Origin of the sequence: Nitratireductor luteus, from assembly GCF_026162365.1 — a bacterium.
GTDB lineage: Bacteria > Pseudomonadota > Alphaproteobacteria > Rhizobiales > Rhizobiaceae > Chelativorans > Chelativorans luteus.
Genome location: NZ_JAOANW010000032.1, coordinates 1 through 13,687 on the forward strand (window position 1 = coordinate 1; position 13,687 = coordinate 13,687).

A 13,687-nucleotide genomic window follows, 5' to 3' on the forward strand; every position below is an offset into this window, starting at 1 on the left:
ATAGTCCATGGTTGTCCCTCGCTTGATGCTTGGGGCCGACACAATCGGACCCCGTTCAACATCATCACTCTGAGGGACAGCCACCTTCATGGCTACCAGAGGAGCGCCGGCCCATTACGGCATCTAGTTGACCCGACAGCGCATAGCGGCCTCGATCCTCGGGCCCCCGCCTAGCCATCCGGCACGGAAACAAAAGGGCTCAGGCGGTGGCGATCTCCATCTGGATCAGCCAGAGCAGGTGTTTCCCCGTGTCATGCAACATGCCAAGATCAGCTTCATCGCTCAATTCAGGACGATCGATCGTCGCCAAAGTCGACGAATGCAGCGTCCCATCGGAATCCGTGTGCTCCAGCTTCAAAGTCCATTCCATCCAGCATCTCACTTCACGCTCCTGGTTACAACCGATTGAAGCAACATGCCCATGAGCTATAGGCAGATGTCAACTAAGGTGAAGGGATTCGGATGCCGGCGATCGACGTTGCGGGCGGCTTGACCAATGTAAATATTAAGAGCAAAATCTAAAACGTTTTAGAGCATCATCTAAGACCCTCCAGGTCTCGAATGCATGCTCTGGGAGGTGTTGCGCTTTGAGGCGAAGAAGAACTCTCAAAGAGTTGGCGGCGGCACTAGACCTCTCGGTCGCGACAGTTTCGCGTGCCCTGGGCGGCTATGAGGATATCTCCCTTGAGACACGCCGGCGGGTGGCGGAGAAAGCCCGCGAGCTCGGCTATGTCGCCAATATGGCCGCCCGCATGTTGGTATCCGGCCGCAGCGACTTTGTCGCCCTAGTGGTCCCGATGCGTGGCCCTAATTTCGTCGATTCCTTCCTTGGCCAGTTCGTGACAGGTCTCGGTGAGGGGCTGGTTGCCAAGGGCATCGATCTCATGATCGCTACTGCCTCCCCCGGACAATCGGAGCTCGACGTGTTGAAGCATCTCGTCCACTCCGGCCGTGCCGACGGCGTGGTGCTGACGCGTATCGCCGAGGACGACGAGCGCGTGAGATTCCTCATGGAAAGCCACTTTCCGTTCGTGGTCCATGGCCGGCTTTCGGATGAGAGCGCACCCTATAGCTGGCTCGACACCAGCGGTGAGGGCGCTTTCCGGCAGGCATTCCAGCATCTTTATGCACTTGGCCATCGCCATTTCGGCCTGATCACCATCAGCGACCGCATGACCTTCCGCCGCCACCGCGAGGCGGGACTGGAGGCTGGCATTGCCGAAGCGGGAGACCCGGAGATACGGCTGAGCATAGCCCGGTCGCCCCGTTTCGACAACGAAGCGCATCGCGCGGCGATCCGCGAGATGCTGTCCCAACCTGACCGGCCGACAGCCATCGTGGGACTGTTCGATGAACTTGCCCTGATTGCCATGCGCGAGGCGGAGGCGCTCGGCATCTCCATCCCGCGCGATCTGTCGATCGTCGGCTTCGACAATGTACCCGCGGCCGGTTTTTCCACACTGGGGCTGACGACTTTCGACCAGGCCACGCGCGAAAGCGCGCGCGAAATTGCCAGCATGCTGCTCGCCCTCATCAAGGGCGACGCAAAGGGGCCGCTTGTGAGCCTCAAGGTGCCCCGCTTCATCGAGCGTGGCAGCCACGGGCCGGCGCCCCCGGCGTGAGCGGCCCCGCATTACGCAATGTACGAAAAAGGGAGAGAGACGATGAGAGCAAGAAAAGCATGGGTGGCGGCGACATTGCTCACCACCGTCGCGTTTGGCGGTACAACGGCCGCGCATGCCGATATCCTGTTCTGGTCGACGCAGGCTGCACCGGTGGAAGAAACCCAGGCCATGCGCGAACAGGTCCTTTCAGGCTTCGACGAGCCCATCGACTATCAGGCGACCGACGATCGCGGTCCGTGGCTGACGCGCATCGAGGCGGAACTTGAGGCCGGCTCCGGCACGATCGGTGTCCTTGGCGCTCTGCATGGCGAGTTCGTCTCGCTCGCGGACAACCTGGTCGATTTGTCGGACATCGATCTGGGTGACGTCACCTTAAACGCCACATTCAAGGAACTTGGCACTCTTGGAACGGGCGAGCAGAAGTACCTGCCCTGGATGCAGGCGACCTATATCATGGCCGCCAACCGGCAGGCCCTCGACCATCTGCCGGAGGGCGCCGACATCAACGCACTCACCTACGACGAGCTTGTCGAGTGGGCGGGCGTTCTGGCCGAAGAAACCGGTTCGCCCAAATTCGGCTTTCCGGCCGGTCCTCAAGGGCTGAAGCATCGCTTCTTCCAAGGCTATCTCTATCCCTCCTACACGGACTCGGTCGTAACGAAATTCCGCTCGGCCGAGGCCGAGGAAGGCTGGAACAAGTTCAAGGAGCTGTGGCAGCACACCAATCCAAGTTCGACCAGCTACGGCTTCATGCAGGAACCTCTGTTGACGGGCGAAGTCTGGGTGGCCTGGGACCACACGGCGAGGCTTGCCGACGCCTTCAACCAGCGGCCGGAGGACTTCGTGGCATTTCCTGCCCCCGCCGGCCCCACGGGCCGCGGCTTCATGCCGGTGATCGCGGGCATGGCCATTCCCCAGACCGCCCCCGACATGGAGGCGTCGAAATCGCTCATCGCATACATGCTACGGCCCGAAGCCCAAATCGCCACGCTCAGGGCCACGAACTTCTTCCCCGTGGTCGAAACCGACCTGCCGGAGGACATGCCTGCCTCGGTGCGGATGTCGGGTGAAGCGATCGCCCGGATGAGCGATGCGGAAAATGCCAATCCGAGCCTCCTGCCCATCGGCCTCGGCGAATACAACGGAAAGTTCAACCAGGTCTACGTCGATGCTTTCGAGCGCATCGTCCTGGCCGGCCAGGACGTACGCACAGTGCTCGACGATCAGGCCGAAACCCTCCGATCGGTCATGGAGGAATCGGGCGCGCCCTGCTGGGCACCCGACGAGCCCTCCGACGGCGCTTGCCCTGTGGAGTAGCACATGAGCAGCCTTCGTCCGGCACCGCTCGGGCGAAGGCACAAGGTCGGGCGGTCAAACCGAAGGATAAGAAATGGAAAAGCGCAGCCTGCCCTATCTCCTGCTTCTGCCGGCGACGCTCTTCCTGTGCGTGTTCTTTATCTATCCGTTCCTGCTGGTCGCCTGGCAGGCCGTCTCCCAGGACGGCGCGCTGACGCTCGAGCATTTCCGGACCATGGCAGGACACTGGAAGTTCCCGACCGCCTTCTGGAACACCATGCTCTTGGCGCTGGCCGTAGTGCCGGTTCAGCTCGCGCTGGCGCTGTTCATGGCCACGTTGGTGACGCGCATGGAGAAGGGACGCGACCTCGTCCTCTACATCTGGACCATCCCGCTCGGTATCTCCGATCTCGCCGCAGGCATCATCTGGCTCGCCATCTTCGAGCAGACGGGGTTCTTAAATAGTATGCTCGTAGGCCTCGGTGCCGTCGAGCAGCCCGTCGCCTGGCTCGGCTATCAGAACAAGGGCACGATCTTCCTCGCCGTAGTGCTTGCCGAGATCTGGCGCGCGACAGCCATCGTGCTCGTCATCCTGGTCGCCGGCATGGGGCTGATCCCGAAGGAGTATCATGAGGCGGCAGAGGTCTTCGGCGCGAGCCCATGGAAGCGCTTTACCCGCATCACAGTGCCCCTGCTCCGGCCCAGCATCCAGACCGCGCTCATCCTGCGCACCATCCTCGCCTTCGAGGTGTTCGCCGTTGTGATCGCGCTCGCCGGAACCAATTTCCCGGTGCTGATGGGCGAGACCTACCATTGGCAGTTCAACCTGCAGGACAGGCACGTGGCGGCAGCCTACGCGCTGGTGATCCTGGCGATTTCCATAGCCTTCACGCTGGTCTTCCTGCGCACGCTCAGGGTTCCCAGGGAGGCGCAGATATGACCGCCGTTACCGCACGCGAAACCGCCGTACCCGCGGCCGACATCCGCAAGCGCGGGCGCTTTCTGGTAGCCATCACCATCCTGATTCTCAGCGTATGGGTGCTGGCGCCGATCTATCTGCTGGCCATCAACGCGCTTTCCTCGCCCGCACAGGTGAACGCCTTCCCCAAGAGCTTAGTGCCCGGAATGGAGACGGAAAGCATCGCCTTCTTCCTCGGCTTCGCCGGTGTGCTGAGGGCGCTTGGCAATTCCATTCTCGTGGCCGGCATTACGATGGTGCTCGCCATCGGCCTCGGTGCGCCGGCAGGCTACGCCCTTTCGCGTTTCGACTTCCGCGGCAAGGACGCCTTCCGCATCATGGTGTTGATGACGCGAGCATTCCCGCTGCCGCTGCTTGCGCTTCCGCTGGCGGTGATGTTCATCCGCACCGGGCTCGACGACACCGCTTTCGGCCTGGCGCTGGTGCATACCACGCTGGCGCTGCCCTTCGCGGTCCTCATCACCTTCTCGCTCTTCTCCGGCATCCCGGTGGAACTCGAAGAGGCGGCCTGGACGCTCGGCTGTACTCGCTTCCAGGCGTTCCACAAGGTGGTTCTGCCGCTGGTCCTGCCCGGCATTGCCGCCTCGGCCGTCTTTGCTTTTGTCATTTCATGGAACGAGGTCTTCGCGGCGGCTGTCCTGACGATCCAAAACCGTACGCTGACCGCCTTCCTCCTGCAGAACATCAACGTTTCCCCGATGCACCTCAAATTCGCGGGCGGCGCCATGCTGGTGCTGCCGGCGTTGATCTTCATCTTCGCGGTGCGCCGATACCTCTTTGCCATGTGGGGTATCGCCAGCCGATGAGAATGAACGGATAAGCGATGGCCGAAATCTCGATCAGAAATGTTGCGAAGCGCTTCGGCGACTTCACGGCTCTCCACTCCATCGACCTGACGGTAGCCGACCAGGAGTTCATGGTGCTGCTCGGCGCCTCTGGCTGCGGCAAGACAACGCTTTTGCGCATCATCGCGGGACTCGAAAGCCCGAGCCAGGGCGAGGTCTGGATCGGCGGGGGGCGCGTCGACCACCTGCCTCCACGCCAGCGCGGCATCGCCATGGTGTTCCAGAACTATGCCGTGTTCCCGCACCTTACCGTGTTCGAGAACATCGCCTTTGGTCTCAGAATGCAGAAGCTTGCGGAAGGGGAGATTCAGCACCGCGTCAACCGCACAGCGGAACTCATGCATATCGAACAGTTGCTCAAGCGCTATTCCGGCCAGCTTTCAGGCGGTCAACGGCAGCGTGTGGCCGTCGCCCGAGCGCTCGCGATGGAGCCGGACGTGATCCTGATGGACGAGCCGCTTTCCAATCTTGACGCCCTGCTGCGGCTCGAGATGCGTGCCGAACTCAAGGGTGTTTTGGCCGAAAGCAAAACCACCACGATCTACGTCACCCACGATCAGGTCGAGGCGATGAGTCTCGCCGATCGCATCGCGGTAATGAACAAGGGCCGCATCGTTCAGGCGGAGAAGCCCATCGAAGTCTATCGCAATCCCGCCGCGCGCTTCGTGGGCTCCTTCATCGGCAACCCGCCGATGAATTTTCTGCCCGCCATGAAGGCCGAGAACGGCTCATGGCGGGTCGCCGATGTCGTCTTCAAGGGACCAACGAGCGAGCATGACGAAGTCGCCTTTGCGATCCGGCCGGAGGATCTTGCACCGTCGGGGACCGGCCTTCCCGCCGAAGTCCGCGTCATTGAGCCGCTCGGGCCTCATGTGCTCGTGACCTGCGAGGTCGACGGCCATCTCTTCCGCGCCGTGCTCGACAGTGACCTTGAACTGAAGCGCGGGCAGACGATTCGCCTTGCGCCCTCTCCGGACCGCATCCGCTGGTTTGATCCCGAGACAGAGCAGTCGCTGCAGGCCCACTAAAAGGATGCCTTGCTGATGGCCCCCTCTCCGACCACAACGAATCTCAACCAACATCAAACGAACATCCTCCCATGACACCCGAAGAACGAACCCGCCTTGCCGGGCTTGCATCCGAAATTCTGCGTGAGAACGACCGCGGCACCTATACCGTGCCCACCAAGGGACTTTACCCCTTCCAATGGAACTGGGATTCCTGCCTCACAGCCATCGGCTTCGCGGCACTCGACGAGGACCGCGCCTGGCTCGAAATGGAAACTCTTTTCGAGCATCAGTGGCCGGACGGTATGGTGCCGCATATCGTCTTCCATCAGCAGGACGACGGCTATTTCCCGGGCCCCGAGGTATGGCAGACAGGCCGGCCCGTGCCGACCTCCGGCATCACCCAGCCGCCGGTGGCCGGCTTCGCCGCCCGGCGGATTTTCGATCGTTCGCCGGACAAAACCCGCTTTACAGAACGCGTGCGCGGGCTCGTACGGAAAATCGACCGCTGGCATGATTTCCTTTACTCGGCGCGTGATCCGCAGGGCGAAGGTCTGGCGGCCATCATCCATCCCTGGGAGGCAGGACGGGACAACTCCATCGACTGGGACGATCCTTTCGAGCGTGTACCGACGGAAGGTATCGCGCCTTACCAGCGGCGGGACGTGAACCATGCCGATCCCGCCCACCGCCCGACGAAGGAGCAGTATGACCGCTATCTCTGGCTGCTCGAACACTTCCGCCGGCATGGGTGGAACAATGCCATTCTGCACGACCTCTCGCCATTCCGCGTGGTCGATCCTGGCTTCAATGCCATCCTGATCCGCTCATGCGCTGATCTGGCAGAACTGGCCCAGGCGTTGGGCGAGCTCGAGATTGCCCGCAGCAATCGCCAGCGGGCGGAAAAGGGCCTTTCAGCGATCGAACGGCTGTGGAGCGATTCCCACGGCCAGTATCTCTGCCTAGACAGGGTAACGAGCAAGCCCATCGACAGCGCCTCGGTGGGCGGGGTACTCGCAGTCTTCGCGGCTGTTCCCGAGAACCGGGCGCAGGCTATCGGCAACCGCATCCGCGCCCTGGGCTCCCGCTGCCGCTATCTTTTGCCAAGCCATGATCCCGCCGACCCGCGCTTCGACGCCAAGCGCTACTGGCGCGGTCCGGCCTGGCTGATTGTCAACTATATGATTGCCGACGGCCTCGCCGCGGTGGGCGGGGCAGAGATGGCGGAATCGATTCGTGCATCAAGTCTTGCTCTGATCAAAAAAGGCGGTTTTGCCGAATATTACGACCCAATTACCGGCGAAGCCTGCGGCGGCGGCCGTTTCACCTGGACAGCGGCCATGGTGCTCGAGCTTCTGAATGGCGGGGAAGCGCCGGAACGGACACTTGCCTGAGTGCCTCGATCGAGCATGACCGGCCGCTCGCCCAAAGCTGCCCCAAGTGCGTTTCGATGGTCTTCGGCCCAACGCCGATTCCTGGCCTGGGCTCCAGTGGGTTCGCCGGCAATGTATGTTTTCAGGTGGCGGAAAAGCCTCGATGGAGCCCCCAGTGCGATCATCCGCCTATCGTCATCAGCAACAGAGGTGGGGATGCGGTTAATCCGAATGCCGATTTGTGATCCTGATATAATATCCGTCGGGATCAACAAGACAAAAATCGGTTAACCCCCCAGCCACCATCACAGGAAGCGTCGATATTGTCGACACTCAGCATAACTTCTACACCCCGGCCGACTTTCTCACCCGGTCGACATTGCACGGGATGATCGTTCGGCAATGATCTCCTGAGATTCAATGAGATTGACGCCACATCATTCGTCAGCATCGTGTATCCGTCGGTGCCCCCTGGAAAATTTGAAAACCAAATACCGAATAGGAAGGGAGGCGTGTCTGGACAGTCGGCTCAATACCCGAGCGCGACGCAGCAGAATGCGGCGTTGATCTCGGCGACATATCCTGACAGTCAAGTCTGCCCGAAATGGCGAAGCGCAGGCCGCAGAGGGTGGAACCTTCCGGGGTCCTGTCCGTCTCAGAACGTGGAAGGAAGTCCGGTGCGAACGCGCGGGGCGGCTGCAATGCGCAATAGCTGGCCCATTTTCACCAGGCTGGCTTCGCTGCGGCAAAGACGATCGCCCGGCTTTGTTCGTCGAACTCGATTGCCAGAACATCGCGCAGCAGGATTCGGCGTGAATTGATGGCATGGTAGAGCATGGCGTTGCCTTCGAGCTCCTGTCGGAGGTTCGCGATCTCGTCCTCATGTTCTTCAACTTTGGCTTCGATTTCCGGCGGCGGTCCACCTTCTATTACCGCCGCATCGGAAACGAAAATGATGTCGATCGGGTCGAAATGTGTTGCCCTGCGCACCACGCGCGTGTTTTCGCGCGTCTTCCCGATCGCCGTGATGATTTTGCCCGAATCGACTTCCCCTGTAGCTGCCTCCTCATGTACGTCTGATCCGATGATCGCCTCGATTGCCCCTTGCGAGTCGAGACCTTGCGCCTGAACTCCAGCACCGGCCATCGCGATGGCGAAGGCGATGGCAGTTGTACTTGCTAGCCTTACCATGCTGATTGATCCGATTTCCGGGTGCGTTGTATCCATCGTGCCTTCTCTGATTTTCTACGGCCTGCCTCGGCCGGGGCCGTCCGATACTCAGACCGTTTGGTCAAGATAGATCGCCGGTCGTCGTGTCGGAGCGAGCGTACCGGAAAATCCAGGTTGGTCCAGACCGTCGCGCAGATGCTGCCGCAGAAGGCGGCATCCTGCTGGAGGATAGCCGTTGCTTAAACGGGCCTATTCCTCTTCGGGTTCGACTGGCTGCGCTTCTGGTTGTGCTTCAGCTTCGGCCTGCGCTGCCGCGGCCTTTTCTTCAGCGGCCTTGATTTCCTCAGCGGTCGCCGGCTTCGGCTCGGCTACATCCGCATCGACCGGCATGGGCCGATAGGCGGAGCGGTCGAAGTCATCCAGCGCCTTCAGCGCATCGGCGTTGGTTTCGACCACAAGCCAGCGGTCGCCTTCGCGCTCCACCCACGTCGCTACGTCGTATTGGAGCGCGACCTCCTTCCGGCCGATGCCCAGGAAACCGCCCACCCCGACGACGATGGCCTCGACATTGCCGTCGCCGCTGATCACGATATCGGTGACCTTGCCGATGTTCTCCGCTTCAGTGCCGGTCCCGCTGTAGACGGTTTCACCGATGAGGTTGGACGCCAGATGCCCCGAGGCACGCACCACCATTTCAACCTCCGGCTGGGCCGGAGCAGGTTCGGCGGGGACCGTGGGCGTGGTCGTCTGTGCCATCGCACCACCAGCTAGCAGTGTGGCAAACGCCGTGCTTATCAAGAGTTTGCTGGCCATGATCAACTCTCCTTCTGCTGTGCAGGGGGATGCTCCCATTCCGCTTCGAGCAGAAGTGTGGGCACACAAACCCCTTTTATTAACTCCGCTGGATGCCTTTGGGTTCCGCGGCACGAGCCCTACCAAGACGGCGTGCAGCGCTTCCCGTCCGACAGCCACCGGGGCCGGCGCCCGTTCCTCCTCCATGGGCGTAGGCCCAGAGCGCCTTCGCGAGCCATGCACCAACGCGCTTGCCAGCCGAGGAGCAGGCCACACTGGGAGCGCCCTTTGGTCTTTTGCATTCCACGCGGTATCTCCGGGTTTTGTCGCCACGTCGTCTCGGCAGAAGAGCCTCCTACTAAGCGCAATGCCTCATCGCCAGTCCACCCAGACGAAGTGGAAGAAGGCCGTGTCCCGTGGAGTGGTATAGGTGACAGCATTGGTCACCATGCTTTCCGGCGAGGCCAGGCTGATCAGCGCGCCACTGCCGGCAGGCTGATGATGGGATCATCGCTCAATTGGCCGACGCTTTCCAGATGGGGTGGATGCCAGCCTTCTCCGACGGCATCGCAATGTGCCAAGGTTGTGGTGTTAGGCCACGCAGAGGAGAGGCAGGCATCCGTGAGAACGGTTACCATCATCGGGGTTGATCTGGCAAAGAATGTATTTCAGCTGCATGGGGCGGCGGCTGACGGCTCAGTCATATTCCGGAAGAAGCTGACGCGTTTCCAATTTCGTAGGTTTATGGCGGTCCAGCCGGCCTGCATTGTCGCCATGGAGGCGTGTCAGGCTCGCACTATTGGGCTCGCGAGATGGTCCGACTTGGCCATGAAGCGAGGCTGATCGCGCCGCGTTATGTGAAGCCGTTCCTCAAACGGCAAAAAAACGATGCTGCTGATGCGGAAGCAATAGTTGAAGCTGCACAACGGCCGACGATGCGCTTTGTCGAGGCCAAAACGGAAGAGCAGCAGGCTCGCGCGATTGTGTTTCGCGCCCGCGAACAGCTGATCAATCAGCGCACCGAACTGGTCAACGCATTGCGTGCGCACCTCTATGAATTCGGCCAAATCGCACCGCAAGGAATCCGTTACCTAAGCCGCCTTGAGGAGATCGTTGAGGACGCGAAGTCCAATGTGCCGGCTCTGGTGCGCGAGATCTGCCGCGACCTGTTGGGGCAGATCTCGCAATTGACACGGCGGGTCGAAGCGCTGAGCCGGAAGATAGATGCGTTATCCGACCGGGCCGAGACGTCCCGACGCTTGCGGACGATGCCGGGCGTGGGCGCTATCACCGCTCTTGCGATCGAGACCTTTGCGCCACCCATGGCAACGTTCAAATGCGGCCGCGACTTTGCCGCATGGCTTGGACTTGTACCACGGCAGAGTTCGACCGGCGGGAAACAGCGGCTGGGGAAGGTATCGAAGATGGGCCAGCAAGACATTCGACGGCTGCTCATAATTGGCGCAATGGCCGTTATTCGATGGGCGTCCCGGAAGGGGGCTCCACGGGGCTCCTGGCTGGCCCGGATGATGGCCAAGAAGCCACACATGCTGGTCGCTGTCGCGCTTGCCAACAAAATGGCGCGCGGGATTTTCCTACTTGGGATCGTCCACGACCGCCGGCTGATGTGCGAGGCCCAGGTCAACATCGCCATCCGGTGGTTCGCCGGCTATGGCTTGCATGAAGTTCTTCCCGATCACTCTTCCCTCACACGCATCCGCCAGTGCTGGGGCGAGGAACGGTTTCGCCGGACCTTTCAACGCACGGTTCAGGCCTGTATCGACGCCAAGATCGTCAAGGGTGAGATCGTCCATGTCGATGCTTCGCTGATCCGGGCCGACGTGAGCTGGGACAGCCTGGCGGTTCGCCACACGGAGGCGGTGAGTACGGCGAACGAGGAATCGGAAGCGAGAAAAAGCCGCAAAACCGGCAAGTTCAAGAAGGTCTGCGTCACCGACCCGGATGCCACCATGGCGACAAACGCCCGCAACCGCCGGCTTGAGCCGGCCTACAAGCAGCATACTGTTGTCGATGATCTGCGCGGCGTGGTTCTCGACGTCGCGGTAACCACCGGGGTTGAACGCCAGAAGTAATGGGGTAGTTCGGAAGACTATGTGCATACTTGACGCGACGGAATGCAGTACCCACCTAATTTCTGTCAGCAGCCTGATGGTGCTGGCAATGTCAGGAAGCGCCAGGCTTCTTGGCGCTTCCTCATAACTATGTTGCTCAAAGGAGGATGTAGCTATGAGAGCAAGTATCGACTTCTCACCCTTCTACAGGTCAAGTGTCGGCTTCGACCGCATTTTCAACCTGCTTGAAAATGCCGCTCACCCGCAAAACAGTGACAATTGGCCGCCGTACGACATCGCCAAAATCGGTGAAGACAGCTATCGGGTCGCCATCGCGGTAGCGGGATTCAGCGAAGACGAGCTTACGATCACGCACGAGCCCAATATGCTTGTCGTCAACGGTGCGAAGTCAGACAACGAGGAGGTGCAATATCTCCATCACGGCTTGGCGCTGAGGCCGTTCGGTCTCCGCTTTGAGCTTGCAGATCATGTGATTGTCGAGGGCGCGAAACTGGAGAACGGGCTGCTCGTGATTGACCTCAAAAAGGAACTTCCGGAAGAGATGAAGCCGCGGCGTATCGCCATCAACGCCGAACAAAGCAAGAAGGCCGCGCCAAAGCGAATCGAAGGCAACGTAGCAGCTTGAGGCAGGACTGCACCGAGTTGGGGCACGCCTGACACCGTCAGGCGAGGGAGGACTGCTGCGCTAAAAGAAGGAGAAACAACCTAGGAACTAAGAAAGGGTACCATCCATGAGTGTACGTGACCTGGTCCCCTGGAGCCGGGGCAACGAGCAGGCTCCGAGTATCTATCGCGGCGGCGATATGGATCCGTTTCTGTCGCTGCACCGTAACGTCAACCGTCTTGTCGATGAAGTCTTCCGTGGCTTCGATACGCCGTCAATGTTCGGACGCATGACGCCGCGCAACGCTGCCTGGCCGAGCGTGGAAGTCTCTGAAAATGAAAAAGAGATCTGCGTCATGGCGGAAGTGCCCGGGCTAGACGAGAACGACATCGAAGTTCTGCTTGAAGATGGCGTCCTGACACTTCGGGGCGAAAAGAAGTCGGAGACCGAGGACAAGGATCGCCAGTTCAGCGAACGCTACTACGGGCGCTTTGAACGGCGCGTCGCTCTCGGCCGCGAAGTCGAGGAGGACAAAGTCGCCGCAACGTTCAAGAACGGCGTTCTTGCTGTGACCTTGCCGAAGACCGAAAGGGCGCAGACCAACGCCAAACGCATTACCATCAACAGCGGCAAGTGAGTGCTGGTGTCAGCGTCCAGCCGGGCGCTAGTTGCGTCCGGCTGGGCTCCTTCGCTGGAACGGAAGGATGTCGATGACGGAGCCACGGACGAAGGACACAGAGACGACCCGTGTTGAGAGGAAGGACTGGCAGGCTGTCACCACCAATCTGCCACCGGCTCTTGGTCGACCGCGCTTGATCTGATCGGCGCAGCCAAGGCGTAGATATTCCGACCCGGCAGATCGGTTATGACATCGGCCCGAGTCGCAACGCGCCCTTGGCGCCTAGTTTTCGAGCGGCGCACGCCGCCCTTTATCGAACATTTGATGGGCTATACAGGTGGCGACGACACTCTGACGCAGATTGTACTGCAATTTCCGACCTTGGAAGAAGCCATCGGTTACGCCGAGCGAGAGAAGCTGGACTACGCGGTAGAGCACTCCCCGTTTGAGCGGCCGACGTTGAAGCCAAAAGATAGGGATCACCCAAAGCGGCTTCACTGAGCGGAAAGCTGGTGGACCCGACGTAACGAGCATGCCAAGAGGGTTGCCACAGGGCTCGTTATCAGTTTCGCCGAGATAGCATGAGCCCGCCACAACTGCGGCGGGCTCGTGGTCAGCGATCGGTTCCAACTATGCATGTGCGTGCGGGTTCTGACGATAGTCCCACACAGCCCAGGCTGATACAGCGGCAACCAGCACGCCGAGGACGATATGAGTCCACATCACGTTCACATTGGCCGCAAATCCAAGAACCCAGGGGGAGACGACCAGCCAAATCCCGAGCACGAGATTCGCCCATTCTTCCCACTCCGCGAACGCCGCAAGGGTCGCAACAGCCAGACTTCCGAGTACTACGCCTACAATCCACGCATTCCACGCGGGCGCTGTTTCGGAAGCGAAGCCGATCACCCAAGGTGAGACGAACAGGCAGACTGCGAGGACCAGATTAATCCAGTCCTGAGCTTTCTTACTTTCCATCAGTCCATTTGCCATGACAACCTCCACGAATGAAGTTTCACCAAAGCGTTGCTGACGGCGTGTTAGGCACGCTTCGTAAAGAGATGTAGTTTTGTGTGAAACAATCTTCAAGAGTCTGACCTGTTGAGGTCATGGTCCGGCTCTGGATCAAGCCTTCTCTTCGTAAGCGCGAAGCGGACCTTTCACTTACCCATAAGTTGGGTTGGGCTTAGCTTTGGGGTTTGGAAACCTATGACAAGGTCGGCAAGGCGAGAGAAGCCGCGCCATATGACGGTTGTTCCTGGTGGATCATCCCCAGCACGGTTG

At 60.4% G+C, this 13,687-nt stretch carries 13 protein-coding genes and 2 pseudogenes; 11 read left to right on the plus strand and 4 right to left on the minus strand.

All coding sequences use genetic code 11. From position 1 onward, the window contains the following. Window positions 1–199: 199 nt before the first annotated feature. Window positions 200–358 carry a hypothetical protein gene (locus N1058_RS23825; RefSeq protein WP_265520075.1) on the minus strand — a complete coding sequence of 53 codons (159 nt, stop codon included), beginning with the start codon at window positions 356–358 and terminating at the stop codon, window positions 200–202. A 256-nt stretch (window positions 359–614) separates the two neighbouring features. On the opposite strand from N1058_RS23825, the gene N1058_RS23830 reads away from it, so the two are divergent. From N1058_RS23830 to N1058_RS23855, 6 genes are all read left to right on the plus strand, one after another. Beyond that, a complete protein-coding gene (locus tag N1058_RS23830; RefSeq protein ID WP_265520076.1) occupies window positions 615–1,622 on the plus strand; it encodes a LacI family DNA-binding transcriptional regulator in 1,008 nt (335 codons plus the stop codon). A gap of 42 nt (window positions 1,623–1,664) precedes the next feature. Then, on the plus strand, window positions 1,665–2,942 hold the full coding sequence (locus N1058_RS23835; RefSeq protein WP_265520077.1) for an ABC transporter substrate-binding protein: 1,278 nt from the start codon (window positions 1,665–1,667) through the stop codon (window positions 2,940–2,942). A 73-nt stretch (window positions 2,943–3,015) separates the two neighbouring features. Next, window positions 3,016–3,861, plus strand: a complete 846-nt coding sequence (locus N1058_RS23840; RefSeq protein WP_265520078.1) for a carbohydrate ABC transporter permease — start codon at window positions 3,016–3,018, stop codon at window positions 3,859–3,861. Next, window positions 3,858–4,706 carry a carbohydrate ABC transporter permease gene (locus N1058_RS23845; RefSeq protein ID WP_265520079.1) on the plus strand — a complete coding sequence of 283 codons (849 nt, stop codon included), beginning with the start codon at window positions 3,858–3,860 and terminating at the stop codon, window positions 4,704–4,706. The genes N1058_RS23840 and N1058_RS23845 overlap by 4 nt, the downstream gene beginning before the upstream one ends. Window positions 4,707–4,723: 17 nt before the next feature. After that, entirely contained in the window at window positions 4,724–5,773 is a 1,050-nt protein-coding gene (locus N1058_RS23850; RefSeq protein WP_265520080.1) for an ABC transporter ATP-binding protein, read from the plus strand. Between the two features lie 71 nt (window positions 5,774–5,844). Then, entirely contained in the window at window positions 5,845–7,146 is a 1,302-nt protein-coding gene (locus N1058_RS23855) for an amylo-alpha-1,6-glucosidase (RefSeq protein ID WP_265520081.1), read from the plus strand. 702 nt (window positions 7,147–7,848) lie between these two features. On the opposite strand, the gene N1058_RS23860 is transcribed toward N1058_RS23855, so the two are convergent. Further along, window positions 7,849–8,316: a hypothetical protein gene (locus N1058_RS23860; protein ID WP_265520082.1), complete on the minus strand. Its 468-nt coding sequence runs from the start codon at window positions 8,314–8,316 to the stop codon at window positions 7,849–7,851. Window positions 8,317–8,544: 228 nt separating this feature from the next. Beyond that, on the minus strand, window positions 8,545–9,108 hold the full coding sequence (locus N1058_RS23865) for a PRC-barrel domain-containing protein (protein WP_265520083.1): 564 nt from the start codon (window positions 9,106–9,108) through the stop codon (window positions 8,545–8,547). A 600-nt stretch (window positions 9,109–9,708) separates the two neighbouring features. On the opposite strand from N1058_RS23865, the pseudogene N1058_RS23870 reads away from it, so the two are divergent. The 5 genes and pseudogenes from N1058_RS23870 to N1058_RS23890 form a co-directional block, all read left to right on the plus strand. Continuing rightward, window positions 9,709–10,688 (plus strand): annotated as a pseudogene (locus tag N1058_RS23870) (IS110 family RNA-guided transposase); the annotation flags it as partial. After that, window positions 10,680–11,162: pseudogene (locus N1058_RS23875) on the plus strand (transposase); the annotation flags it as partial. The pseudogenes N1058_RS23870 and N1058_RS23875, both read left to right, overlap by 9 nt. A 172-nt stretch (window positions 11,163–11,334) precedes the next feature. After that, on the plus strand, window positions 11,335–11,805 hold the full coding sequence (locus N1058_RS23880) for an Hsp20 family protein (protein ID WP_265520084.1): 471 nt from the start codon (window positions 11,335–11,337) through the stop codon (window positions 11,803–11,805). Window positions 11,806–11,911: 106 nt separating this feature from the next. Beyond that, window positions 11,912–12,421, plus strand: coding sequence for an Hsp20/alpha crystallin family protein (locus N1058_RS23885; RefSeq protein WP_265520085.1), 510 nt, complete (start codon window positions 11,912–11,914; stop codon window positions 12,419–12,421). A 228-nt stretch (window positions 12,422–12,649) separates the two neighbouring features. Further along, window positions 12,650–12,904, plus strand: coding sequence for an NADH dehydrogenase ubiquinone Fe-S protein 4 (locus tag N1058_RS23890; RefSeq protein ID WP_338040731.1), 255 nt, complete (start codon window positions 12,650–12,652; stop codon window positions 12,902–12,904). 129 nt (window positions 12,905–13,033) lie between these two features. On the opposite strand, the gene N1058_RS23895 is transcribed toward N1058_RS23890, so the two are convergent. Next, on the minus strand, window positions 13,034–13,396 hold the full coding sequence (locus N1058_RS23895) for an SPW repeat protein (protein WP_265520086.1): 363 nt from the start codon (window positions 13,394–13,396) through the stop codon (window positions 13,034–13,036). Between the last annotated feature and the right edge of the window lie 291 nt (window positions 13,397–13,687).